This window comes from Hymenobacter radiodurans, assembly GCF_004355185.1.
Lineage (GTDB): Bacteria > Bacteroidota > Bacteroidia > Cytophagales > Hymenobacteraceae > Hymenobacter > Hymenobacter radiodurans.
Genome location: NZ_CP037922.1, coordinates 2805070 through 2828440 on the forward strand (window position 1 = coordinate 2805070; position 23371 = coordinate 2828440).

Annotated in this window: 23 protein-coding genes and 1 pseudogene; 9 read left to right on the top strand and 15 right to left on the bottom strand. The window is 54.8% G+C overall.

Annotated elements, in window-relative coordinates:
• Positions 1 to 63: 63 nt before the first annotated feature.
• On the top strand, positions 64 to 1410 hold the full coding sequence (locus EPD59_RS13080; RefSeq protein WP_240731397.1) for a 4Fe-4S binding protein: 1347 nt from the start codon (positions 64 to 66) through the stop codon (positions 1408 to 1410).
• A 148-nt stretch (positions 1411 to 1558) separates the two neighbouring features.
• On the opposite strand, the gene EPD59_RS13085 is transcribed toward EPD59_RS13080, so the two are convergent.
• From EPD59_RS13085 to EPD59_RS13095, 3 genes are read right to left on the bottom strand one after another with little or no spacing between them, the layout of a single operon-like run.
• Complete coding sequence (locus EPD59_RS13085; RefSeq protein ID WP_133273178.1) at positions 1559 to 2545, bottom strand: alpha/beta fold hydrolase; 987 nt, start codon at positions 2543 to 2545, stop codon at positions 1559 to 1561.
• A gap of 28 nt (positions 2546 to 2573) precedes the next feature.
• A complete protein-coding gene (locus tag EPD59_RS13090) occupies positions 2574 to 3140 on the bottom strand; it encodes a hypothetical protein (RefSeq protein ID WP_133273179.1) in 567 nt (188 codons plus the stop codon).
• A 37-nt stretch (positions 3141 to 3177) separates the two neighbouring features.
• Positions 3178 to 3639 (bottom strand): peroxiredoxin, encoded by a 462-nt coding sequence (locus EPD59_RS13095; RefSeq protein ID WP_133273180.1) that lies wholly within the window; start codon positions 3637 to 3639, stop codon positions 3178 to 3180.
• Between the two features lie 75 nt (positions 3640 to 3714).
• Here EPD59_RS13095 and EPD59_RS13100 point away from each other — a divergent pair.
• The 5 genes and pseudogenes from EPD59_RS13100 to EPD59_RS13115 all read left to right on the top strand — a co-directional run bounded on the left by EPD59_RS13100 (position 3715) and on the right by EPD59_RS13115 (position 8014).
• Positions 3715 to 4424 (top strand): annotated as a pseudogene (locus EPD59_RS13100) (glycosyltransferase family 2 protein).
• Positions 4425 to 4528: 104 nt separating this feature from the next.
• Positions 4529 to 5737 (top strand): cellulose synthase family protein, encoded by a 1209-nt coding sequence (locus EPD59_RS13105; RefSeq protein ID WP_317128368.1) that lies wholly within the window; start codon positions 4529 to 4531, stop codon positions 5735 to 5737.
• Complete coding sequence (locus EPD59_RS23755; protein WP_317128369.1) at positions 5722 to 5991, top strand: hypothetical protein; 270 nt, start codon at positions 5722 to 5724, stop codon at positions 5989 to 5991. The genes EPD59_RS13105 and EPD59_RS23755 overlap by 16 nt, the downstream gene beginning before the upstream one ends.
• A 12-nt stretch (positions 5992 to 6003) precedes the next feature.
• Positions 6004 to 7359: a glycosyltransferase 87 family protein gene (locus EPD59_RS13110; RefSeq protein WP_133273181.1), complete on the top strand. Its 1356-nt coding sequence runs from the start codon at positions 6004 to 6006 to the stop codon at positions 7357 to 7359.
• 226 nt (positions 7360 to 7585) lie between these two features.
• Positions 7586 to 8014, top strand: coding sequence for a hypothetical protein (locus tag EPD59_RS13115; protein ID WP_133273182.1), 429 nt, complete (start codon positions 7586 to 7588; stop codon positions 8012 to 8014).
• A 21-nt stretch (positions 8015 to 8035) separates the two neighbouring features.
• Here EPD59_RS13115 and EPD59_RS13120 read toward each other — a convergent pair whose 3' ends face one another.
• The 7 genes from EPD59_RS13120 to EPD59_RS13150 form a co-directional block, all read right to left on the bottom strand.
• Positions 8036 to 8827, bottom strand: a complete 792-nt coding sequence (locus EPD59_RS13120; RefSeq protein WP_133273183.1) for a hypothetical protein — start codon at positions 8825 to 8827, stop codon at positions 8036 to 8038.
• 170 nt (positions 8828 to 8997) lie between these two features.
• Positions 8998 to 9633, bottom strand: coding sequence for a TIGR04282 family arsenosugar biosynthesis glycosyltransferase (locus tag EPD59_RS13125; protein WP_133273184.1), 636 nt, complete (start codon positions 9631 to 9633; stop codon positions 8998 to 9000).
• Between the two features lie 18 nt (positions 9634 to 9651).
• Positions 9652 to 10185, bottom strand: coding sequence for a rhodanese-like domain-containing protein (locus EPD59_RS13130; protein WP_133273185.1), 534 nt, complete (start codon positions 10183 to 10185; stop codon positions 9652 to 9654).
• Positions 10186 to 10209: 24 nt separating this feature from the next.
• Complete coding sequence (gene arsS / locus EPD59_RS13135; RefSeq protein WP_133273186.1) at positions 10210 to 11259, bottom strand: arsenosugar biosynthesis radical SAM (seleno)protein ArsS; 1050 nt, start codon at positions 11257 to 11259, stop codon at positions 10210 to 10212.
• Positions 11260 to 11363: 104 nt separating this feature from the next.
• The gene (locus EPD59_RS13140) at positions 11364 to 11702 is read right to left on the bottom strand and encodes an arsenosugar biosynthesis-associated peroxidase-like protein (protein WP_133273187.1); all 339 of its coding nucleotides are present in this window, start codon (positions 11700 to 11702) and stop codon (positions 11364 to 11366) included.
• A 221-nt stretch (positions 11703 to 11923) separates the two neighbouring features.
• The gene (locus EPD59_RS13145) at positions 11924 to 12802 is read right to left on the bottom strand and encodes an anti-sigma factor (RefSeq protein ID WP_133273188.1); all 879 of its coding nucleotides are present in this window, start codon (positions 12800 to 12802) and stop codon (positions 11924 to 11926) included.
• A gap of 2 nt (positions 12803 to 12804) precedes the next feature.
• On the bottom strand, positions 12805 to 13362 hold the full coding sequence (locus tag EPD59_RS13150; RefSeq protein ID WP_165963586.1) for an RNA polymerase sigma factor: 558 nt from the start codon (positions 13360 to 13362) through the stop codon (positions 12805 to 12807).
• Between the two features lie 241 nt (positions 13363 to 13603).
• On the opposite strand from EPD59_RS13150, the gene EPD59_RS13155 reads away from it, so the two are divergent.
• Positions 13604 to 15004 carry an NAD-dependent succinate-semialdehyde dehydrogenase gene (locus EPD59_RS13155; RefSeq protein ID WP_133273189.1) on the top strand — a complete coding sequence of 467 codons (1401 nt, stop codon included), beginning with the start codon at positions 13604 to 13606 and terminating at the stop codon, positions 15002 to 15004.
• Positions 15005 to 15103: 99 nt separating this feature from the next.
• Here EPD59_RS13155 and EPD59_RS13160 read toward each other — a convergent pair whose 3' ends face one another.
• From EPD59_RS13160 to EPD59_RS13175, 4 genes are all read right to left on the bottom strand, one after another.
• The gene (locus tag EPD59_RS13160; protein ID WP_133273190.1) at positions 15104 to 15463 is read right to left on the bottom strand and encodes a thioredoxin domain-containing protein; all 360 of its coding nucleotides are present in this window, start codon (positions 15461 to 15463) and stop codon (positions 15104 to 15106) included.
• Positions 15464 to 15585: 122 nt separating this feature from the next.
• Positions 15586 to 17373, bottom strand: coding sequence for a DUF885 domain-containing protein (locus EPD59_RS13165; RefSeq protein ID WP_133273191.1), 1788 nt, complete (start codon positions 17371 to 17373; stop codon positions 15586 to 15588).
• Between the two features lie 62 nt (positions 17374 to 17435).
• Positions 17436 to 17885 (bottom strand): hypothetical protein, encoded by a 450-nt coding sequence (locus EPD59_RS13170; protein ID WP_133273192.1) that lies wholly within the window; start codon positions 17883 to 17885, stop codon positions 17436 to 17438.
• A gap of 250 nt (positions 17886 to 18135) precedes the next feature.
• Positions 18136 to 18585: a hypothetical protein gene (locus EPD59_RS13175; RefSeq protein ID WP_133273193.1), complete on the bottom strand. Its 450-nt coding sequence runs from the start codon at positions 18583 to 18585 to the stop codon at positions 18136 to 18138.
• Positions 18586 to 18707: 122 nt separating this feature from the next.
• Between EPD59_RS13175 and EPD59_RS22625 the strand changes: the two genes are divergently transcribed.
• Both EPD59_RS22625 and EPD59_RS13185 read left to right on the top strand, forming a co-directional pair.
• The gene (locus EPD59_RS22625; protein WP_133273194.1) at positions 18708 to 20144 is read left to right on the top strand and encodes a DNA/RNA non-specific endonuclease; all 1437 of its coding nucleotides are present in this window, start codon (positions 18708 to 18710) and stop codon (positions 20142 to 20144) included.
• Positions 20145 to 20510: 366 nt separating this feature from the next.
• Positions 20511 to 21668 (top strand): MFS transporter, encoded by a 1158-nt coding sequence (locus tag EPD59_RS13185; protein ID WP_133273195.1) that lies wholly within the window; start codon positions 20511 to 20513, stop codon positions 21666 to 21668.
• A 20-nt stretch (positions 21669 to 21688) separates the two neighbouring features.
• On the opposite strand, the gene EPD59_RS13190 is transcribed toward EPD59_RS13185, so the two are convergent.
• Positions 21689 to 23329, bottom strand: a complete 1641-nt coding sequence (locus tag EPD59_RS13190; RefSeq protein WP_133273196.1) for a M28 family peptidase — start codon at positions 23327 to 23329, stop codon at positions 21689 to 21691.
• Positions 23330 to 23371: the final 42 nt, after the last annotated feature.

Below are 23371 nucleotides of genomic sequence, written 5' to 3' on the forward strand. Positions count from 1 at the left end.
GGCTGCGTTTCGCGCAGAGCGCTATTTCATCAGTAACAATAAAAATTACGTTCCTCTGCCCCTATGGAAGTCACTTCCAATCAGTCCTTTGCGCTTGCGCAAGCGCCCGTACCCGTCACTGATGCAACGGAAAAAGCTACACTGGTGGCTGTGGCACTGGGGCTACTAGCGCTGCTTGGGGCTGCCTTCGATGCAGATGCGGCGCGGGCACGGCTAAGCATGTACGCGGCGCTGGCCCTCGTTAGCGGCGGTACGCTTGCTTGGGCTTGGCACAAGTTTGGGCGAGGTGAGGCGGGCGTAAAGCAAAATAATCTATGGCTGCGGGCTAGTACCAGTCGTGGGGCCATTGCCTGGGTTACGGGCCTGGTGCTCACGGGCTTCTATATGCTGATCTATTGGTTTCCGCAGTACCTCGAAAACCTGATCCGCACCCTCGACCCGTTTAGCCAAGCGTTGCGCAACCGCCCCGCCGACCAATGGTTTTTGTACGGCACCTTCTACACGCTGGCCGTGCTGGTGATGGGTGGCCGGGCGTTGTGGAAGTACCGCCATTCCCGCTACCAGCTTATTCGTACGGCATCGGTGATGTTTTTCCAGCTGGGTTTCGCCTTTTTGTTGCCGGGTGTGCTGTTATTTTTTCAACAGCCGGAGTTTTACTTCTCTTACTTCTGGCCATTGAAATACGATTACCTTTTTCCGGGCGGAGTAGCCGACTTAGTAAAGAATGGCGGTTTGGGCGTGTTTATGGTGTTCTGGGGGGCAATTATGTCGCTGGTTGCTACGCCCGTTCTCACCTACTTTTATGGCAAGCGCTGGTACTGTTCCTGGGTATGCGGCTGCGGTGGCCTGGCCGAAACTGCCGGCGACCCCTACCGCCACCTCTCCGACAAAAGCCGCGCTGCTTGGCGCTGGGAAGTACGCCTTGTTTATCCCATCCTTGCCCTCATCGTATTGATTACCATATTACTGTGGGTAAATCAGCTGTATGGCAGCTTTCTGGGTGAAATAGGCAATAGCCTAAATAAGTTCTATGGTTTCGCCATCGGGGCAGTGTTCTCCGGTGTGGTGGGCGTAGGCTTTTACCCTATCATGGGCAGCAGGGTGTGGTGCCGGTTTGGCTGTCCGATGGCGGCATATTTGGGCCTCCTGCAAAAGCACTTTTCCCGCTTCCGCATCACTACCAACGGCGGACAGTGCATTAGCTGCGGCAATTGCTCCAACGTCTGCGAAATGGGCATCGATGTAAAGCAGTACGCCCAGCGCGGCGAGCCCATCATCCGGGCCTCCTGCGTGGGCTGCGGCATGTGCTCCACGGCCTGCCCGCGCGGCGTACTCAACCTAGAAAATGCCCCCGCGAAGGTCGCTACCAAGCCTCTCAACTCATTCATGCTGATACGCTGCGGATATTAAGCTAGACTCTTTAACCCGATAACACGACAAAAGGCCTCCAGACTTTCAAGTCTGGAGGTCTTTTGCTCTGTAATTCATTTCGGCATTTAGGTGGTCATGCAGAGCGGCGCGCAGCAGACCGCTTAAAGAGCCGACTAACTATGGTTTGTTACTTCAAGAACGCCAGTAATGCCGCCTGAAACTCCTTCGGCGCTTCCAAGTGCGGAATGTGCCCAACCTTCTCCAGCGCCACCAATTTTGCCCCCCGAATCTGCTCGGTGGTGCGCTTGCCTAGCGCCGGATACTGCCCCATCGTAGCCAATACTTTCGGATCTTTCACCAAGCCCTTACCTACAACGGTGCGGTCTTGCTGGCCGATGATCAGCAGCGTGGGCACAGCTATACGGGTGAATTCATACGCCACCGGCTGCTGATAAATCATTTGATAAGTGAGGGCACTAGCTAGGGCGACCTTCGGGAAATCGGGGTGAGTGGTTTGTGCGGCCAGTGGGCGCACCCACTCGTCGTGGGCGGCGGGGTAACCGCCGGGGTAATAGGTTGCGTGGTACTTGCGGATGCTCGCCTCCGTCGTCTTCAGTTCCGTGGCCAATGACTCATCTACGGACTGAAACGGCACCCCGACGCGGTAATCCTCTAAGCCAATAGGGTTTTCAAGCACGAGCCGCTCCGTAGTTTCGGGGTAGAGCAGGGCAAAGCGCGTAGCCAGCATGCCGCCCATACTATGACCCACAATTATGGCTTTCCGAACACCCAGCGTATCGAGCAGGTGCTTGGTGTTGCGGGCTAATTGATGAAACGAGTACTGCAGCGCCGGCTTATCCGACTTGCCAAAGCCCACCTGATCAGGCGCGACTACCCGGAATCCTGCCTGAGTTAATGCTTTAATCGTTTCGCGCCAGTAAGCGGCAAAGAAGTTTTTGCCGTGAAGCAACACCACAGTGCGGCCATTGGCGCGGGCCGTAGGCGCTACGTCCATGTAAGCCATGCGCACCGCCTGCCCTTCCAGCTTCAGCGGTAGCGTCTTGACGGGATACGGATACTCGTAGCCGTCGAGGGTAGCGTTGAGGCTGGGGGGTGTTTGGGCCAATAGCTGAAGTGGCAGCAGAAGCAGCAAGAACGGAAGAAGCGTTTTCATGAAGTAGCAGCCAATGGTTTTGCAGGCCTCAAGAAGCCTGTTGCCTTTCCCGAAAACGTAATTCAATCGCTCTAGTGTCTTCGTCAGACCAGATAATTGATTTTACGTCATCAATTCTAAACACGGAAATTCCATCATTCTCGCCGTACTCGTTGAAGCACTCCACCAGCATTTCGTCCTCTGCCACATGCTTGACGACCACATAATAACCCGGTCCGTGATAGGAAATGAAGTACACTAAATGCTGTAGCTGCTGGGACTTATGCAACAACTCAGGAATGCTGATATATCCTTCATCATAGAGCGAAGGGGTCTTCAAGCGCCCGTAAATTTTATCAAGATTGTTCTCCTTTAACTCGACATTCCTGATGTAGCGGTCGTCGTAATCCACCTGAAAAACATCAGCGGTCCGAACGGTTCGTATGCCTTGCACGAGGCCATTCGTGTTGATGGTTCGTAAGGTTATGGTTTCGTCGTTGTGCACGATAATGTAGCCTAGCACAAAGCCGCTGGGCTCACTTGCATTAGTCCGGAGCGCAATAAGGCGCTTTTCTGCCTGAGCCTTTTCTATTAATTCAGAAATTAAAGTACCCATAAGTATACTTCTGACAATTATGAGTTTATATAAAATATTATTTCGTCGCTAGGCCCGCCAGTACTTCCTTGGCCTTAGCTACGTGGTCGGTGGCGCGTTGCATAGAATTGAAGATGTACTGAATCACGCCTTCTTTGTCGATCACAAACGTGACGCGACCGGGCAGAATGCCGAGCATTGCGCGAGGCACTTCATACAGCTTGCGCACTTTGCCACTTTCATCGGCCAGCAGCGGGAAAGGCAGGCGGTGCTTCTGCGTGAATTTCTGGTGGGAAGCCTCACTGTCGGAGCTGATGCCGATTACTTCGGCGCCGAGGTCCTGGAAGTCCTCATATTGGTCGCGAAAGGAGCAGGCTTGGGCCGTGCAGCCGGGGGTATCGTCTTTGGGATAGAAGTAAAGCACGATAGCGCGCTGCCCACGCTGCTCGGCGAGGCGAAAGGTGGCGCCGGTGGTAGTGGGCAAAGTAAAGTCGGGGGCTTGGTCGCCAATCTGGAGCATAGGGTTCGGATGTAAATGGGCTGGAAAGATAGCCCCAAAAAGATTCGGCATCTTTGTGCAACTCCCCGCTCGTGTATGCCAGATTTGCCCCCCACTCCCATCATCGACGTTATTATTCCCGCCTACAACGAGGTGCATTCCATTTCGCACGTCATCATGGAAATTCCGAAGGATCTGGTGCGGGAGATAATAGTGGTCGATAATAACTCCACCGATGATACCGGGCTGATAGCTCGTGCCTCGGGCGCTACGGTACTGCAGGAACGCCGTCCTGGCTATGGCTACGCGTGCCTGCGAGGCATGGCCCACTGCTATGGCCGCCCCCTGAGGAGCAGCCCGATATCATCGTGTTCCTTGATGGCGATTACTCCGATTATCCCAAGGATATGCCCTTAGTGCTGGCTCCAATTCTGCGCGGCGAGGCCGATATGGTGATTGGCTCGCGGGCCTTGGGCAAGCGCGAGAAAGGCTCGATGCTGCCCCAGCAGATATTCGGCAATTGGCTGGCTACTACGTTGCTGCACTCCTTTTACGGCGCCCGCTTCACCGACCTGGGGCCCTTTCGGGCTATCCGCGCTTCGGCATTGAAGCGCCTCAACATGCAGGATAAAACCTACGGCTGGACTGTAGAGATGCAGCTTAAAGCCGCCAAACTCAAGCTGCGTACCACCGAAGTACCGGTGCGCTACCGCCGCCGCATCGGCAAATCGAAGGTATCTGGGACGGTGGCCGGCACGCTGGGCGCGGGCTACAAGATTCTGTGGACCATTTTTAAGTATTTGTAAGCAAACGATACCCAACAAGGCTTTCCGGAACGGGTTACTGGGGAAGGCATACTTTCCACGGCCATTTTTGCAATGCTCTCTTTAAGGCCATTTTTACTGCATACATGAAAGAGCTGGAAATATTTCTTCTGGTTCTTTATGGTTTATGTCTCACGTTCATTCTGGGCTTTAGCCTAAGTCAGCTGCAGCTCACGCGGCTGGCCCGACGCGCCTACCGCCGCCCGGCATTGCCCGCACCTTCTCTGCCTGCTGACTGGCCTTCGGTAACCGTGCAGCTGCCTGTGTTCAACGAGGTAAATGTGATAGAGCGGGTGATAGATGCGGCGGCGGCGCTGGCTTACCCGCACGATAAGCTCCACATTCAGGTACTCGACGATTCCACCGACGAAACAGTTGCGCTGGCCGCCGCCCGCATAGCGTGGCATCGGGCACAAGGCATCCATATTGATCATGTTCTGAGATCTGATCGTGAGGGCTTTAAAGCTGGTGCATTAAAGCATGCCTTAATCTGCACCAACGCGGAGCTAGTCGCTATTTTTGATGCCGATTTCGTACCCGAACCCGACTTTCTGATGCGCACCGTCCCTTACTTTTCTGATGCAGCAGTTGGGGTAGTGCAAACGCGTTGGGCTCATCTCAATGAGGACTATTCGTTGCTAACGGAGCTGCAGGCGTTTGCCTTGAATGCGCACTTTTACGTGGAGCAAGTGGGGCGGCTAGCTGGGGGGCATTTTATCAACTTCAACGGTACGGGCGGCGTGTGGCGGCGGCGTTGCATCGAGGAATCGGGTGGGTGGCAGAGCGATACGCTCACGGAAGATCTGGACCTGAGCTACCGGGCGCAACTGCGCAATTGGCAATTCGTGTACTTGCCTCAGGTTGTGGCACCCGCTGAGCTACCGGCCGCAATGGATGCGCTGAAGTCGCAGCAGTTTCGCTGGACCAAAGGCGGCGCCGAAACTGCCCGCAAGCACTTGGGCAGCGTGTTAAGGTCGGGGCTTCCCTTTTCCACCAAGCTACAGGCCACTTTTCATTTGCTCAACAGCACTGTTTTTCTGGCCATTCTGATCCTCTCCGTGCTCAGCGTACCCTTAGTGTTTGTGCGGCAACACTCCCCCGAGTTAGAGCTAATATTTGAGTTGGCCAGCGTGTTTTTGCTTACTCTACTGCCGTTGGTGTTCTACTATTACTCAGCTTGGCGCTACGCTAACCCTGAAGCTCGGTGGGGGCCTTTTTGCCTAAGTTTTTGTTGTTCCTGGCTGTATCCATGGGGTTGGCGCTGCACAACTCAAGGGCAGTGCTGCTGGGGCTGATGGGCCGACGCTCGGCCTTTATCCGCACTCCCAAAATGGGCTTGGTCCGGCGTCAAGGAACCTGGCAGGGTCGCCGCTACCGCACCGGTCGCTTCGATGGCCTTACTGTGCTAGAAGGACTGCTCACCATTTACTTTTTGTTTGGCATTGGGGCCGGCTTGTCCATTGGTGACTACGGCCTGCTGCCATTTCATCTGCTGTTGGCGGTCGGCTACGGCCTTGTTTTCTATTACTCAGTCCGCCACTCCACATAGGCAGCTTTTGCAATGTTTCGCCTCTCTCTTCGTCAGCTCATCGCCCTTGTGCTTAGTGCGGCGGCATATGTCGGGGTAGCTTATGCTACGCCACGAGCAAATTTCGGGCAGCTACTGGGGCTGATGGCCGTGGCGTTTTTCGCTTATATCTGGCTGGTACGCAACCAGTTGTCGCTGCGGTTAGCCTTGGTTGCCGGTCTGCTCTTTCGCCTACTGTGGCTGCCCGCTACTCCCGCCCTCTCCGACGACTATCACCGTTTCCGTTGGGATGGCCTGCTGGTGGCTGGGGGGCAAAATCCGTACTTGCACCGCCCCGCTGAGTTGCTGGCATCCCCCACCCAGCCTAGCAACATACAGCTAGCGCAGCAACTCACCGACCTCTATCCCAAACTCAACTCTCCTCATTATTACTCTGTCTATCCACCCGTTTGTCAAGCCATTTTTGGGGTGGCCGCGTGGCTGTTCCCCGATAGCGAACAGGGCTTTATAGTTCTCTTGCGGGTAGTGCTGATAGGCGCAGAACTGGCAACGTTTCTCTTGCTAGTGAGCCTGCTGCGCCATTTTGGTCAGCTAAAGCACCAAGCGCTATGGTACGTGCTAAATCCGCTGGTTATCGTAGAGCTGACGGGCAACCTCCACTTTGAAGCCTTACTCATCTTCGGACTGCTGGCGGCATGGTGGGCGCTGGTGCGAGGGCGCTGGGCGTGGTCGGCGGGAGCACTGGGGCTGGCTGTGGCCACCAAACTGCTGCCGCTGCTGGTGCTCCCTTTTCTAATTCGACGCTTGGGCTGGGGGGCTTTTTTGCGCTATGCCGCCGTCCTGAGCGTGGTCGTAGGGGCCCTTTTTGTGCCATTTCTATCCCTAGATCTATTCAGCAACTTTGGCCGGAGCCTCGATCTATATTTTCACACCTTTGAGTTCAATGCCAGCTTCTACTATCTACTACGAGCGGCCGGCTACTGGCTGAAAGGCTATAACCTGATAGCCACCATCGGTACCGGCCTTGCTCTGACCACTGGCCTGTTGTTGTTGCTGTATGCTTGGCGTGAGCACCACTCTACGTTGGCCTCGCTGGGCCAAACGCTGTTGCTGGCTCTTACACTCTACTACTTGCTGGCTACCACTGTACATCCTTGGTATCTGACGCCGCTTGTTGCCTTGGCCTGCTTCACGCCTTACCGCTATAGTGTGGTTTGGTCGGGCGTAGTTTTACTTTCCTACGCCGCCTATCAAACGCCCATTTATGCCGAGAATCTTCTGTTGGTGGGCTTAGAGTATATAGTAGTCGTTGGAAGCCTGGTGTGGGAAGTATTACTGTCGAAGCCTGTAAGTTTGTTTACAGTGAACCCACCGACTCAAATCAGGTAGTGTTCACGCATTATTCTACAAATCAAATACTTGCTTCATAAGTGTTTAAATATTGTTATATAATAATTAATGTGTTAATAATGTTAATTTTAGATTAATCTGGGTCAATTGGTTTTTATTAATACACTAAACACCTAGGTTTAACCCATCAAACCCAGCAAATAGCTGGTTTTGATGCGCATTCTATATCGCTTATCAGGAAAAGCCTTCCCGGAATAATCTGTTAATGCCTGGTTTAGAAGTACTACTGAATACGCCCTCGATTTGCATTGCCTACGACCATTGTAATCAATGGCTCTATGTGGATTGGAAAGGGGAGCAGTGTGAGTTGTCTATTCGCGCAGGGTGCCAAGCGTTGTTGGAGTGTCTGCAGCGCACCAAGTGCCAGAAGATGTTAAACGACAACTCTAACTTGGAGGGTCCTTGGCAGGAAGCTTCGCGGTGGCTGGATGAAGCATTTTTCCACAAACTCGCTGACGCTGGTCTGCATTATCTGGCTTGGGTGTACTCCCCCAACTATCTCAGCCGAGGTATTATTGATGACGCACTTTCCTGCGTAAGCAAGCCGATGGTAGTGAGCTTTGAAGACCTAGCCTCAGCGTATACCTGGCTCAGCGAAAGCGTCAGACCACATTATCTTAATCGTTTGGCGTAAAGCGTATTAACTTATTAGGCCTTAAGCTTTCCAATAAGCATAGCGCCGCACCGATTTGAGGCGCATATTGCGGCCATCCCAGGTAGTTTGACGCAGCAAAACGTTGGGATATTTCTTGGCAAACCAATACACATTCTGCTTATTCTCGGCCAAGGCGACCGTCACCCGCCACGCGGGCTCGGGAGTGTCGGCGGCCAAACTACTCTCCACCTTTACTTGGGCATTGTAATAGATGGGCCGGGTAGCTTTGCTAGTTTGCTGCAACTCCGTAATGACTACTCGAAAGGTAGGTTTGCGGGTAAAGCGGAGGCTGCGCAACGTGTAAGGCAACGCATCTTCAATGAGGGCGTCGCGTCGAAGTTGCCGCTCTCCGCTTCCTTGCCCGTCCCAATACGAATTATACGTTTGCAGATAGTGCAGCCCTTCGTCGGTGATGGCCTTAAACGTATTGCCGCACCACTCCTGAGATGATGTCGTCAACTTATGCAGGGCGATGGGCTCATCGCGCCGAAAAAACAGGGATGTGAGGTAGTGGTAAGGATACTGGTCAGTTTCGATGCGGCAAAACTGATTGACCTTCATCACCGGAAATAAATCGGGCCGCTGTAGGGTGTCAGCTTTCACATTATACTGGGGCGTAAACTCTTCCTTCACGGTAATAAGCGTGTACTCGAAGCGTCGCACTTTGTCGTATACCACGCGTTCGGCGTTGTAGGTAGCCACTTCGGCTAGCCCATCTTCCCACCATTTGGCCATCGCCCACTGCTGATTGAAGTGAGGTGCCAGCTTAAGCAACGCCGCGTTATCATCCATCACGGGCTTGCTTTTGCCCCCGATGCTACTTCCTCATCAGAGGAGCAGGCGGCAAGACCATTGCCCAAGGCCACGAAACTCAACCCAATTACAAAACGACGGAAATAGTGCATACGAACTAGCTTAATCAAGTAGAATGATGCTAGTACGACGAAACGGAACGGTAGTGGCTATTTGGCTTGTTTTTCTGCCGTGCGCCATACGGCCAGATCGTCGGCCGTATCGACATCGTGCAAAGTAGGCAGGTGGGCAACTTGCAGGCCCAGACGAGCAGCATCGGCTAGGGTATCGGGTAGGACGGAAGCGGTGCTCCAGGTTTTATTCTGAAATAAATCCTGGTGTAACGCATTCATACCTAGCAGATAATAGCCACCATCAGCGGCTGGCCCCACTACTACATCGTGCGTGGCTAACAACTCAAAAGCTTGGCTTAAAAGTGCAGTGCTAAGGTCAGGGCAATCGGTGCCAATGATTACAACGGAGGCGGCGCCAGCGGTAAATGAATGCTTAAATGCGAACTGCATTTTGCCCCCCAAGTCGCCGGACGGCTGCCGTTGCCAGGTGTAGTCAGGCCATTCAGCAGCTACGGTCTCAGGGGTTAAGGCCACACTGGCCGGCGGCGTCAGCCACACTATTTTTTGCCCCCCAAAGCCATCAGCGGCGGTACGGGTACGGACCAGCAGTTCACGGTACACGGCCAAAGCCGCTTCGTCGCCGATGCTTTGCGCGAGTCGAGTTTTTACCTGCCCTAATTCCGGCAGGCGAGCAAAAATGAGCAAATGCTGTTGCTGATTACTGGTGGCCACGCCCTACTCTGTTTGTCGTTACTTATATACCTGTTCGCCCTGGCGCAGCCACACGCTCCACAGCGCCGAATACGGATGAATCTGGCGCGTAGGTCCGGCAGCATTGTATATGGGCCGGCCTTCATTTACCCACTGAAAAACACCCCCGTACAAGTTGCGTACGTCGCGGAAGCCCAATGCCTTAAGACGCTCTCCTACTCGCTCACTTCGGGCCCCCACAGAGCAGTACACGACTACCGTTTGGTCACGTGATAAGCCGGTGAATTCGTTCTTTTCAAAAGAGTCAAAATTCACAAATTTGGCTCCCGTCAAGTGGCTGACCTTGTACTCAGCGGGAGTGCGGGTATCCAGCAATACTACTTTTTGGGACTTGGCCCGCAGCAGGTCGGCCAGGGCGGCCGGCTGAATGGTAGGCACCGTCTCACGGTACAGCGTCTTGAGCATCTGACGGTAGGCCGGGCTTACCGTTTCTGGCACGGATGTATCTTGTCCGCAGGCGGGCAGAGCCAGCAGCCCAAGCACCACCACTAATGCGCGCCAGCCGTTCGTCATTTCTATAGTCAAAAGTATAAGTCGCTATGCCGTAGCGCCGCCACAGCTGGAGCCAGCGCCGGCGGTGCAGCCGTAGCAGTGTTGATTAATAACAATGGCTCGCTCCTGCAAAGCAGCTGCATCGAAGGATCGGATGTGCTGGGGGGCATTTTGCGCTACGTTCAGGTCGAGCTGCTGATTGAAGTCGCAGTCGTACAGCTGCCCGTCCCAGCCAATGGAAAGCGTACTGCGGCACATTACATTAGCCGCCGCCACGGGGTTGTAAGCGGCTACCAGCTTTTGCATGTAGCTTTCGTAATTGCCGCTTTCCAGCAGATATTCCATAAACCGGCTTATCGGCAAATTGGTAATGGCCAGTAGATTATTGAACACTACCTCGTGCTCACGTAGTAAGCGTTGCTTGAATTCCCGCTCCAACCCGGCCTGACTGCCCGGCAAAAAGGCCCCCGCCGGATTAAATACCAAGTCGAGTAATAATCCCGAGCCCTCCACACCATAGCCCACCGCATTCAGCATACGCAGGGCCCGGATAGAGCGCGCAAATACACCTTCACCCCGTTGGGCATCAGTACGGCCGGCTGAGAAGTGCGGCAGCGACGACACTACCCGCACACCGTGGCGGGCAAAGAACTCGGGCAGGTTGTAGTACTTCGGGTTGGCTACAATAATCGTCAGGTTGCAGCGCACGATAATCTGGCGACCCAAGGCCGAAATCTGCTCCACAAACCAGCGAAAATCCGGATTCATTTCCGGCGCGCCACCCGTTAAGTCAACCACTGGAATCGTAGTTTGGGCCAGCGCATCGAGGCAGAGCTGCATGGTAGCGCGCGTCATAATCTCGGTGCGGTCGGGGCCGGCGTCTACGTGGCAATGGCGGCAAGTCTGATTGCACATTTTCCCCACGTTCACCTGCATTACGGCCAGTTCGGTAGGACGCAGCGGTAGCAGGCCCGATTCGCGCAGCTTGTGGGCAAAGGCAGGCAGCCGGGCACCCGCCGCTTCCGCCTCACTCAGCACCGTAAGCTGGTAGCTGCTATCGGCAAGGGCATGGTGTTGGGCGTGCAGTGATTTCATGGTACTCGGTTATTCAGAGAGTAAGTTGGATGGCTGAAGAATGGCTTACGTTGGAGCTTGCGCAAGCGAACAACTATTCACCCTCCAGCCAATCAACCATTTATCTACATCGACAGTTCTTTGGCTTTGTTCATCATCTGCACGCTGTGTACCAAGGCCGCCCCTCCTTTGATAGCCACGGCTACGTGTACGGCTTCCATCATTTGGGCTTCATCGGCGCCTTTTTGAAGCGAATCTGAGGTGTAGGCGTCGATGCAGTATGGGCACTGCACAGCATGGGCCACGGCTAAAGCGATGAGAGCCTTCTCCCGCTCTGATAAAGCGCCTTCCTTAAATACTTCACCATAATAGTCGAAAAACTTGCGGCCCATTTCGGGCTGCCAGTCCGCAACATTCCCAAATTTGGCTAGGTCGGCGGGGTTGTAATACGTTGATTTTTCCATGGTTGCGAGGGGGTTATAAGTATAAGTGCGCTAATAACAGCTTCGGCGCGGGTTGGTGTTTGATTAATTGGTCATCAGTAATCTTGTCATTTCAATTACTCCAACAAAAAAGCCCCCCAGACAGCTACTATAACAAGCAGGACCTACTTATCGAGGCAGTACGTGCTGCGTTCGGTAAATAGGTCCTGCCAACTGCACACTGGCAGTAAGATGAGGAAAGATTAAATATTCCCAACTACCGTCAGCGTCGACAACGTAGGATTGATGCTGCCGCCTGCAGGCTCCACCGTCATGGCAAATGCTTGGGCGCTGGCAATATCTTTCATCTGCTGAAGGCTGTCGCCGGAAGTGGTAGCGGCGGCCAATACACCTGCATCTACGGGCTTACCGTTGTCCAAGGCCCACAGCTGATACTGTTTGCCCGAAGGAGGTGCAGGCAGTTTGCGTACGTCGAGATACACCGCCTTTGTTTTAGGGTTGTACAGTACCCGGGCGCTGGCCGAAGGAGCCGCCGCCGTCCCGGCCAATGCCACTGTCCGGAAATCGTCGCTGCGTAGCACTTCCAGCTCCTGCTGACGCACCGCCAACGTTCGCTCCGACGCCTGCATTACGCTTGCTACCCGGCTCTGCTCGGTGCGGGCAATAGCCAAGTCAGCAGTTGCATCGCGCCAGCGGGTGTACAGCACGAAGTTAGCCAAGCCGCTGGCCAGCAATAGGGCCACTGAGGCAGCCAGCATCCAGCGGAAAGCGGGACCAGAGGCAGTATTAGCCGTTTCAGGCTCCAATGGTGTCAGTTGGCGAACAACTGGCTCCGTAGCAGCAGCGGGTGCAGCTGCATTGCCGGTCTGGGGGGCTTTTTGGGCTTCCGACCGGATAGCAGCTTGCCACCCTGCTAGCACCCGCTCCCGCATGGCAGCGGGGGGCGTTTCGGCATGAGCCTGGGCATACACGCCAAGGGCTTGCTGCACCTGATCCAGTTCGTGTGCAATTTCGGGATGCGCTGCGGCCTGTGCTTCGACAGCCGCGCGCTCCGCCTCGTTCAGCTCGCCAAGGGCGTACTGTTCGAGGATGCCTGATTCGATATATTCCTGAATATCCACGATTACCGAACCAATTTTGCGAGTACTTTGATAGCCGCCCGGGCACGGGTTTTTACCGTACCAAGGGGCAGGTTTAATTCGTCTGCCACTTCACTTTGTGTAAATCCGCCAAAGTACAGCAGGTCAATAACTTGCTTCTGCTCAGGATTGAGCTTCTGGGTTATTTCCTGCAGGCCGATATGGTCGGGCTGAAACCCGGTAGGGGCTGCCTGACGCACCGCGGCGCTGTCCTCCAGCGGTTGTGTACGACTACCTACGCGGTACTGTCGAGACCGGATTTTATCAATAGCTAAATTCCGGCATACGTTCACTACCCACGTAAACAAACGCCCCTTAGAAGCGTCGTAGGAAGCAAAAGAGTGCCATATCTTAACTAAACTTTCCTGCAGGACATCTTCCGCTATTTCTTCTTTTTTGACAATTCGGAGAATAACCCCGTACAGGGCGGCCGAATATTTATCGTAAAAGACAGTCATAGCCGCCTCATCGCGGTCGCGCAGTCGCTGCACCAGCAATTCCTCGGGGGCAGGTATTAACGATTCTGGGTGGTTGACAGACACTAGGAACGGACCGTAATTATATGAGGCTTGCTTGAAACTGCGTTAGCCGCCGAGCGAATGTAAAGCATAATGCTCGTATTTCGTTGGCTCGGTGGGTAGCTAAGAAACCAGTGGTGCTTGTGTGCACGGCTAAGTTTCCGTGCATATACCGGCAAAGCACATTTTTGTTATCGTTTTCGCCAACTCTCTACCGGCTGCGTACCCTTGTAAACCTATTCGTCCCTCACTCCCTACTTCTGCTATGGCTATCGAATCCTTCAATCCTTACACTGGCCGTGTCGTGCGGCGTTTTCGGGCATTTTCGTGGGCTAAAACAGAACGCATTCTGGCGCAGGCGGCCCGCGAGGCGCTTACTTGGCGCACTACCAGCTTCGCGCACCGTACTGAGCGTATGCACCGAGCCGCTACTTTGCTCCGCGAACGTCAGGATGAGCTGGCCCGACTGATGGCTATAGAAATGGGTAAGCCCATAGCCGACGGACGCGCGGAAGTAGAAAAGTGCGCTCTTACCTGCGACTACTACGCCGACCACGCCGAGGAATTCCTGCGTGATGAGCTGATAAAGACACAAGCCCAACGCAGCTTCATTTCCCACGAGCCCTTGGGCGTTGTACTGGCCGTAATGCCCTGGAATTTTCCCTTTTGGCAAGTAGTACGCTTTGCTGCGCCGGCCCTGATGGCGGGCAATGTGGGCTTGCTAAAGCATGCCTCTAATGTACCCCAATGCGCGCTGGCGCTAGAAGCCATTTTCCATGATGCAGGCTTCCCTCCTGCTACCTTTCGGACTTTGCTGATTGGCAGCGACTTAGTGGAAAAGCTTATTGCTGATGATCGGTTGAAGGCGGTTACGCTGACGGGCAGCGAACTGGCCGGCTCCAAGGTGGCCGCAACCGCAGGGGCGCATATCAAAAAGACTGTGCTGGAGCTGGGCGGCTCCGACGCTTTTATTGTGCTGGCGGATGCTGATCTGGAGTTGGCCGCTAAAACCGCCGCTCAGGCCCGAATGATTAATGCGGGCCAGAGTTGTATTGCGGCCAAGCGGTTTATTGTAGAAAAGCCAGTCGTCAAGGAGTTTATCAACCAACTAAAAACCCATCTGCTCGCTTTTCGCACTGGCGACCCGCTGGATGAAGCCACGCAGTACGGCCCGCTGGCCCGCCCCGATCTGGCCGATGAGCTAACAACGCAAGTGGATGACTCGGTACGCCAGGGGGCAAAAGTAGAACTGTACGGGGGGCAATCGGAAAAGGGCAATGCCTTATTTCGGCCAATGATACTGTCCCGCGTGAAGCCTGGTCAGCGAGCTTACCATGAGGAGTTATTTGGACCCGTAGCGCTCATCTTGGAAGCTCGTGACGCCGACGACGCTATTCGCCTTGCCAACGATTCTCCCTTCGGCCTGGGTGGCGCCATCTGGACCCGCGATGTGAAGCGAGGTGAAGCGCTGGCCCGCCGTGTGGAGGCAGGAGCCGTTTTTGTGAACTCCATGGTAAAGTCTTCCCCCGAAATGCCCTTTGGCGGCGTCAAGAAATCGGGCTACGGGCGCGAACTGTCGCACCTGGGTATCCGGGAGTTCGTCAACCAGAAAAGCATCTGGATTAGCGGGGCTACCCCGCTGAAAGACAGCAAGAAAACAGAGTAGTTTGCCCAACCAAACTAATTTTCATTTCCAAGTGAAGCCACATAATAAGTAGCCAGGAAGGGAAAAGTACGGGCAGAAGTAGGCCCCAACTGCTAAAGTTCAGGTCGCTTTTAGAGGCATAAAATTTCGCAATCGGGTGAGCATCGCGCGCACTTCCTCTTCGAGGTATAGCGTGTCGCACTCCAGCAAATGCCCTTGGCAATAGGAAACGAAGAAGGGAGCAACCTTTTCCTTCATGATCTTTTGGGCCACCGGATTTTCGTCGGAGTTCAGGCGCAGGAAACGGATGGGCGCAAACAACTCCTGTTCAGCGAATTGGGCAAAGTGTGGCGCAAGCCTCTCGCAGATTTCGCAGCTGGGTGAGGTAAACTTGACGAATACTTTCAGCTGTTCATGCGTAATGCGGCGCAGGCCTTCATCGTTGGTATCCAGAATGCCTTTAGGGGTAGAGTCTTTCATAACAGCAGCTAATACAAACGAAACCAACTCCAAGCTCAACTGCACGGCGCGCTTACAAGAAAGCCGCCCAAAAGATTCCCAATTGGCGCGGCTTTCTTGCTACATAGCTTTACTTCAGTTACTTAAACTGCTTTCAGCATCATGGCCCGAATGTATTTGACGGGCGCACTGCCGTAGCTCAGGAACTGCTCATTGAAGGATTTGAGGTCAAATTTGTCCCCCTGCTCTTTTTTGAGTTCTTCGCGCAGGTCGTAAATGGCGGTGTAGCCGCTGAAGTAGCTGCTAAGCTGCACCTGCGAAAGCGTGGCTCGCCGCCATTTGTTAGTCGTTTCATTTTCTTCCTGGAAGCCGTCGCGCTGAAGTAGCTTCAGGGCCGCTTCGCGGGAGATGTTGCCTACGTGCACCTCGTGGTCGAGAATGGTATTGAGGGTTACACGCATGTTCCACTTGTCCCACATCAGCCAAATTTCGTCGCTGTTTTGGCCGTAGCCACTCTCCAGCATCATCCGCTCGGCATATACGGCCCAGCCTTCCATCATAGCACCGTTACCGAAAATGGCTTTTACCAGCGAAGGCGAGCGGTTAGCATACACGAGTTGGGTGTAATGGCCCGGAATTGCCTCGTGGATGTTCAGAATCTGGAGCGTATAGTCGTTGTACTCACGCAGGTAGCTTTCGGCCTGAGCGGGCGTAAGGTTGGCCGGCGGCTCTACATTGTAATACGTGTTGGCGGCTTTATCGTAGGGGCCAGGGGCTGAAATACTGGCCCCCGCGCCACTACCACGCATATAGAGCGGCGTTTCGCGCACAACTAGGGGCTTGCTTGGATCTTGGGTTAGCAGCTTTTTGTCGTTCACGAACTGTACGAGCTGCGGAATCTGAGCCTTGACAGCATCCACAAACCCGGCCTGCGTGGCGTGCTTTTCCGACAAGCGGCTGATAACGCGCTGAATCATGGCTACCGAATCGGTGGGCATGGGCTGAGCGGCAAAGTACTTAGGCCAGAGACGGGCGGCACGGCGGCCCATATCACGCAACAGATAAGCCCGGTTGTCCTGCGCTTTCTGAAATACCTGATCGGCGGAGTAGGCCGACTGAATATCGAGGGCAAATTTGCGGTCAAACAACTCTTTGCCTAAGCGGAAGCTGCGAAATTTGCCCCCCGCCAGCACTTCACCTTTCAAAAACTTTAGGTAATTCTCAATAACCAAGCGCGTGGTGGCAATGCGGTCTTGCAGCTCTTTCTTCTCCCGCGCGTCTAGGCCAGAGCGTTTGATGGAATCTTGCAGCGCTGCACCAAATACCTGCAAGCCACCCTCATTCTGCAAAATGGCCAGCTCGGTATGCTCGCGGGTGGGCTGTTTGATGTTCGACTCGGCCGCGTCGTAGTAGTCGGAGGCGTGGTCTATTTTGATAGAAATTGCCCGCAAACGACGGTCGAGTGGAAAGTAGCGGCCATTCAGAATTTCGGCGACCGACGCGCCCAGATTATAACTGGAGGGGTCCCAGGACCAACTCTTCAGCGTATCGGTATAAAAACGCGACTTATCCAAGTAGTTGAGCAGCAGCTGATAATCAGTTTGATTATTTACCGATAAGTCATTGACCGCAAACCCCGTCAGGCGCTTGCGCATGCGAGCTTGGGCGGCAGCTTCTACCTCCCGCCGCGCGGCCGTTGGGATTACGAGCAGAGAATCGTAGCGGTGGTTGCCTTTGGAGGAAGCTAGCCGTGGATTGTAATACCAAAGCGAGTCGATAAACTGACTTTTGAAGCGCTCAAAGCTTTCGTCAGCTTCAGCCGAGGTATTCGTTGCGGCGGTTTTGTCGGAGTTGCCGCAGCTGCCGAGAAGTGAAGCAGCCGCTAACGCACTGACGGCCAACAGTGCTTTTAGAGTAGTAGTTGAGAGCATAGGACGGGTGGTTAGGCAAGCAAGGTAAGGGACGGAGGCAGGGTTTAGTGCGGCTTATTTTGTTATTGGACCCGGTTTGTAGACACAGCATAGCTTATTCGCCCACCCATATCACGTGCAATAGCTTCTAGCTCCAGCCATTCCACATTGTCGCCCCCGCGGCGGCGGATACGCTCGGTAAGAAATTTTCCTGGCTCACTACCACGGCTCTGATACATGCGTAGCATTATGGCCTTATCTGTAAGTAAACCCACCACGCGGATAGGGAAGCCAAATCCTTCCAATGGATACGTTGCAAGCGTAAGCAGGTCTTTGTCGCTGTGCTCTATTCCGTAGCCCCGCTGCATAAGCACCTGCGCCAGTCGTCGCCAGGTGGCTTCGGGTGAGTCCGTCAGTTCAATTAGAATGATTTCGTGGTTTCGGTCGGCGGGAGCCCGTGGCGTTGTCGCGGTTTGCGCCTGCGCAAAGTGAATTGACAGGAATAACAGACTGAGGAGAAGCAGTTTTTTCATAGGCTCAAAGTATCGATTAATCCGCACAGCATAGCATTGTTAGGGAGCACAAGAATGTAATTCTAACTTGCAGCCTTATAGCCGTTGCTCAGGCAAACTCATCTGCTAAATGTGATGCTTAATAGTCATAGCATTTACCCTGAAATACTGTCGATTATCTAGCCCCAACACAACAACCCAGGCCAGTATTGACCGGGGTTGTTGTGTTGACAGCACTGGGGGGCTTTTTGGCGCGGAGCTGGCAGGGGCTCTAGTCTAATACAGAAGTCATGTAGCTTATGGGTCCGCCAAATGCCTGCCCAATGGATACTAACTCCGCCCATCTATCCTCCTGCTTGCGGCGGGCAGGCAGGGGCGAACCACCGCCGGTTTCCGAAGAACCGCCCCAATACAAACGCACTTGTATCGTCTCATTTACCACGGTACCCGCTACGGTTACTGTACCAGTACGACGCTTATACAGCCCATTCGTGGTAAGCGTAAACAGAGAATTATCGCTGTGCGCGATGCTGTAGCCGCGCTGCACGAGTACCTGCGCCAGCCGCTGCCAACTCTCCGCAGGCGTACCGCTAAGAGCCAGCACCATCGTGTCGTCCTCTCTATTAGCGCCGGCCTGCGCTCCCGCTGGAGCCGGTGTGGTTTGCGCCTGCGCTACTTGAATTGATAAAAATAATAAGCCGAGGTAGAGTAGTTTTTTCATGCTCTCAAAGTATCGCTTTATCCGAATAAGTAAACCTGTTTGCTCGTTATACTTTGTCGAGACGCGAGCAGCAACCTACCCGGCTTCTTTGTATTGTTGTAACTTCAAAAAAGCCCCCCGCCATGCGTCATTCCGCTTCCCTCCTATTTTCTGGTTTGCTGCTGGCCTTGGCGCCGCTGGCCTGCTCCCAGCAAACTCCCGAAACATCTACTTCTGCGCGAACAAGCGGTCCGCCCGCCATCCCCGTGCAGTCGGCCACGCCCGCCCTGCTCGAAACCTTCGAAACGGGCAGCAAAGGAGCTTACGCGGAGGCCGACGAGGTATTGCCTTCTGGTTCCTGGCACTTCACCGATGCCATGATCGGCTCCGCGCCCACCGACCACAAAAACGGCACCCGTGCCGCCCGCCTGCGGGGCCGGGGCCGTCTGCGTATGAACTTCGACGCGCCCGCGGGCACCCAGTCGGTGCGCATCAGCAGCGCGACCTACGGCGACGACGCACCCAGCACTTGGGAGCTGTGGGCAAGTCAGGATGGTGGCCGCCAATACCAGCGCATTGGCACAGCCGTACGCGCCAGCGGCCCGCGCCTCACGATGATCACCTTTGGGGTAAGTCCGGGGGGCAAATTGCGGCTGGAAATCCGCAAAACCGACGGCGGCAATACGCGTCTCAACCTTGATGACATCGCCCTGCTCACGGCGTCCGGTGGTATCGCGCCAGCGGTGGCTCCAACCCCTGCGTCCGCACCTAGCGCTATGCCTTCGCCCAGTGCGCCAGCTCCCACCGCAGTCGTGGTCAGCCGCGACGATAACATGGCCTTGGGCAACCCCAGCGGCGCTACCAGCAGCCTGAGCACACCCAACAATTACCTGCTCAGCAAGCCCCAATACACCATGAGCTACAACGCCAACCGGGGCATCCCGAATTGGGTAAGCTGGCATCTGAATCGGGCCTGGATGGGCAGCGCGCCCCGCCAGGACGATTTCCGACCCGACCCTGCCCTACCCCGCGGCTTCTATCAGGTTTCAACCGGCAGCTACCTCGGCTCGGGCTTCGACCGCGGCCACAACTGCCCCTCCGCCGACCGCACTACCGACCTCGACGATAATTCGGCCACTTTCCTGATGACCAACATGATACCGCAGGCCGCCAACAACAACCAGCGCACTTGGTCGGGGCTGGAAGAGTACGGTCGACGGCTGGTTGATGCTGGCAATGAAGTCTATATCATCATGGGCAACTATGGCAAGGGCGGCACCGGGCTCAACGGCCGCGCCATTACCATCGATCAAGGCCGCATCACGGTGCCTGCCCACGTCTGGAAAGTGCTGGTTATTCTGCCCGAAGGCACCAACGACCTTCAGCGTATTGCCGCCGGCCAAGCCCGCGTGCTGGCGGTAGATACCCCCAATGACCAAAGCGTCAGCCCCGACTGGAGCCGCTACCGCGTATCGGTGGATGCTATTGAAGAAATTACTGGCCTCGATTTGTTGAGCAACCTCCCCCTGGAAGTGCAAGATCGGCTGGAAACGCGAGTAGACACGGGCCCCACGCGGTAGCTGGGCTATAAACCACCTAGAATGTTTCCTAACTAACGGGTCAGGCAGAGCGGCGCACAGCATCTCGCGCGCTGATGTTGGATTGATAATGTAATGGCGTGAGCGAGATGCTGCGCGCCGCTCTGCCTGACTGGCAATTGTCTACTTGCTTCACCACCTTATGCGAGTAAAATTGCCCCCTACGACTGTTCTGCTTGGCAACTTGTAAAGAACTTCGCCGTAATTTTGCCCCGAGTTACCTTCTGAGGTAGTTCCCTCCGCTCCTCTTTCTACCCACATACTATCCTGCCCATCATGCGTCCGTCGGCGCGTCATGGGCTTTTTTTGTCTCGACGCTCGCTTCTCCGAGCTATTGATATGCTGCTTATGCTTACTCAAACTTCTCTTCCGGCTACTTCACCGCGCGTGCATCGGGTGGCCGTCAGTGCGATATTCTTTTTGCAGGGTTTGTGCTTTGCCAGTTGGGCATCGCGCATCCCTACTATCCAGCAACAGATGGGCTTTTCCGACACCCAGCTTGGACTCGTACTACTGGCACTGCCTGTGGGCCTGATGCTGTCCTTGCCACTATCGGGGTGGTTGGTGGCCCGGCATGGCAGCCGTTGGGTGGCGCTGGCGGGGGCCTTTTTGTACGCCTTTACCTTGCTCACGCTCGGATTCACAACCAATCCCTTGCAACTGGTGAGTTGCTTGGTATTTTTCGGCCTCGCGGCCAACATGCTGAATATTGCCATCAATACACAGGCGGTAGGTGTTGAGGCGCTGTATAGCCGCTCCATTATGGCATCGTTTCACGGTGTGTGGAGCTTAGCGGGCTTTGTGGGAGCAGCTATTGGTACCATCATGATTGGGTATGGTATCAGCCCATTGATCCACTTTGGCTTGGTCATGGGCTTCATCATGGTAGGCGTATTGGTGGCGGGCCGCCACATATTGCCTACCGACGCGAGCAGTTCCTCCACCGACCAACCAATTTTTGTGTTACCCGATAAATCTTTGCTACTTCTGGGCCTCATTGCCTTTTGCTGTATGATCTGCGAAGGCGCTATGTTCGACTGGAGTGGCGTGTATTTCCGGAAAGTTGTGCAAGCCGAGAAGGCCTGGGTTGGCGCTGGCTATACCGCCTTTATGAGCACTATGGCCGCGGGTCGCTTCGTTGCCGACCGCTTCACGAGTTACTTTGGCCGCGCCCGAACCCTACAGTTTAGCGGCTTACTCACCGCTTCAGGCCTATTGCTGGCGGTACTCCTGCCTCAGCTCTGGCCGTCCATCATCGGCTTTCTGCTGGTCGGTTTTGGGGTTTCGTCGGTAGTACCGCTGGTGTACGGAGCAGCCGGCCGCTCCACCGTCATGTCGCCGGGCGTGGCGCTAGCAGCGGTGTCTACCGTGGGCTTTCTGGGGTTTCTGATAGGTCCGCCACTTATCGGGCTGGTTGCGGGCGCTACCAGTCTGCGCATCTCCTTTTCAATTATCGCGGTGATGGGGCTGTGCATTGCCCTTCTGTCAGCGAAAGCAAAACTGTAGTACGAAGTGCTGACTGAGAACTATTTCGCCTGGCCGAAAAAGTTACCGGGGTTCCAAGTGGGGCGCTGCACCTCGTTCGCAATCTGGTAGCCGAGCAGGAAATTTAGCTGCGCGTACTTCTTGCCCGCTTCAAAATCGAACACCCCATTTATATCGTCCTGGGGCTTATGATAGTACTTGGCCCGCCACACCTGCACTTGCTCACTTAGGTTATTTTTGCCGTCGGCAGTCTTATTGCCATACTTGATGTGAAGCGCCGGAATTCCCTGAGCCACAAAGCTATATTGATCAGACCGACTAAAGCGATTTTCAGTTGGCTCGGGGTCCTCTTCCACCGTCAGGTTCATCATCTGGCTTGCAGTAGCTACGGGTCCGGCCAAGGAGGAATTCTCCGCGCCCAGCGCTACTACCGATAGTAAAGGCGCAATGATGGTTGGCATATCGGTATTAATATTGGCCACCAGCTTCTCTTTGGGCACCGTGGGGTTTTGGGCAAAATAGGCGGAACCTAATAACCCCATTTCTTCTCCCGTTACGGCCACAATGAGGATGGAACGCCGCGGTTTTTGCTTGAGGTTTTTGTAGGCACTGGCAATTTCCAACAGACTAGCCACGCCCGTAGCATTGTCGTGGGCACCGTTGTAGAGCGAGTCGCCCTGCACGGGAGCACCAATACCCATGTGGTCGAGGTGGGCGCTATGCACCACATATTCAGCCTGGAGCTGCGGATCGGAGCCGGGTATTTTGCCTACTACATTATAGCTGGTTATATCCTGGTAGCGCGAGGACTGGGCGGCACTTAGGCGCGGCAACAAGGCGGTTGAGGCCGCCCGACCAGCACGCAACTTGGCGAAAGCACTAGCCGTATCGGTAGCCGCGCCGGCAAATAGTTGGTGTAGAGTGGCCGCATTCACGGCCCCCAACACCTGAATTTGCCCCCCAGCGTAGCTGCGCGACACCCGCACTTTGCCATCGGGCCCGAGCACGCTTACAACACCTCTACTGAAGTTCGGCAGCTTGGTGGAGGGCTTGGGAAAAGCCAATAGAACCCCTACTGCTCCATGCCGCGCGGCCGTTTGCAGGATAGTCAGTACATCGATGTTGTAGAGGCGTACGGCGGCCGGAAACTGCTTCGGCGCCTCCCTCGTCACGACGACCACTTTGCCCTTTACATCGAGGCCGGCGTAGTCGTCGTAGCCTAGACTTGGGGCGCTGATGCCATACCCAGCAAAGACTAATGGCGCCGCTGTTACGCTCGTGCGGGGCACTTCCGGATTCGGATACAAAACAAACTCTTCGCCTGCCTTTAATACAGTAGTCTGGCCTGCTGCGCTTTGCAATTGCATGGTGGCAGCAGATTCCGTGAAAGCCCGTCGCAGCCGAACCTCTTGCATAAACGTGCCCTTGTCGCCGGCCGGCTCTACTCCCGACTTTTTTAGCTGTCCCGCCACGTAGTCAACGGCCATTTGATAGCCCGGCGTACCTGGCAATCGGCCTTGCAGCTTGTCATCGGCAAGGTACTGTACGTGAGCCTTGTAGTTGTCAGCACGTACTTTGCTCAGCGCTTTCTGAATTGGTTTTGGAGGCGCAGCAACCGATTGAGCCAGGGCACTTTCACTGAGTAGTAGGCAAGCGCTAAGCAGAGAAACACAGTATTTCATTCGTCTGGAAGTAAGCTATGGCAAGAGTTGATTTTCTAGGTT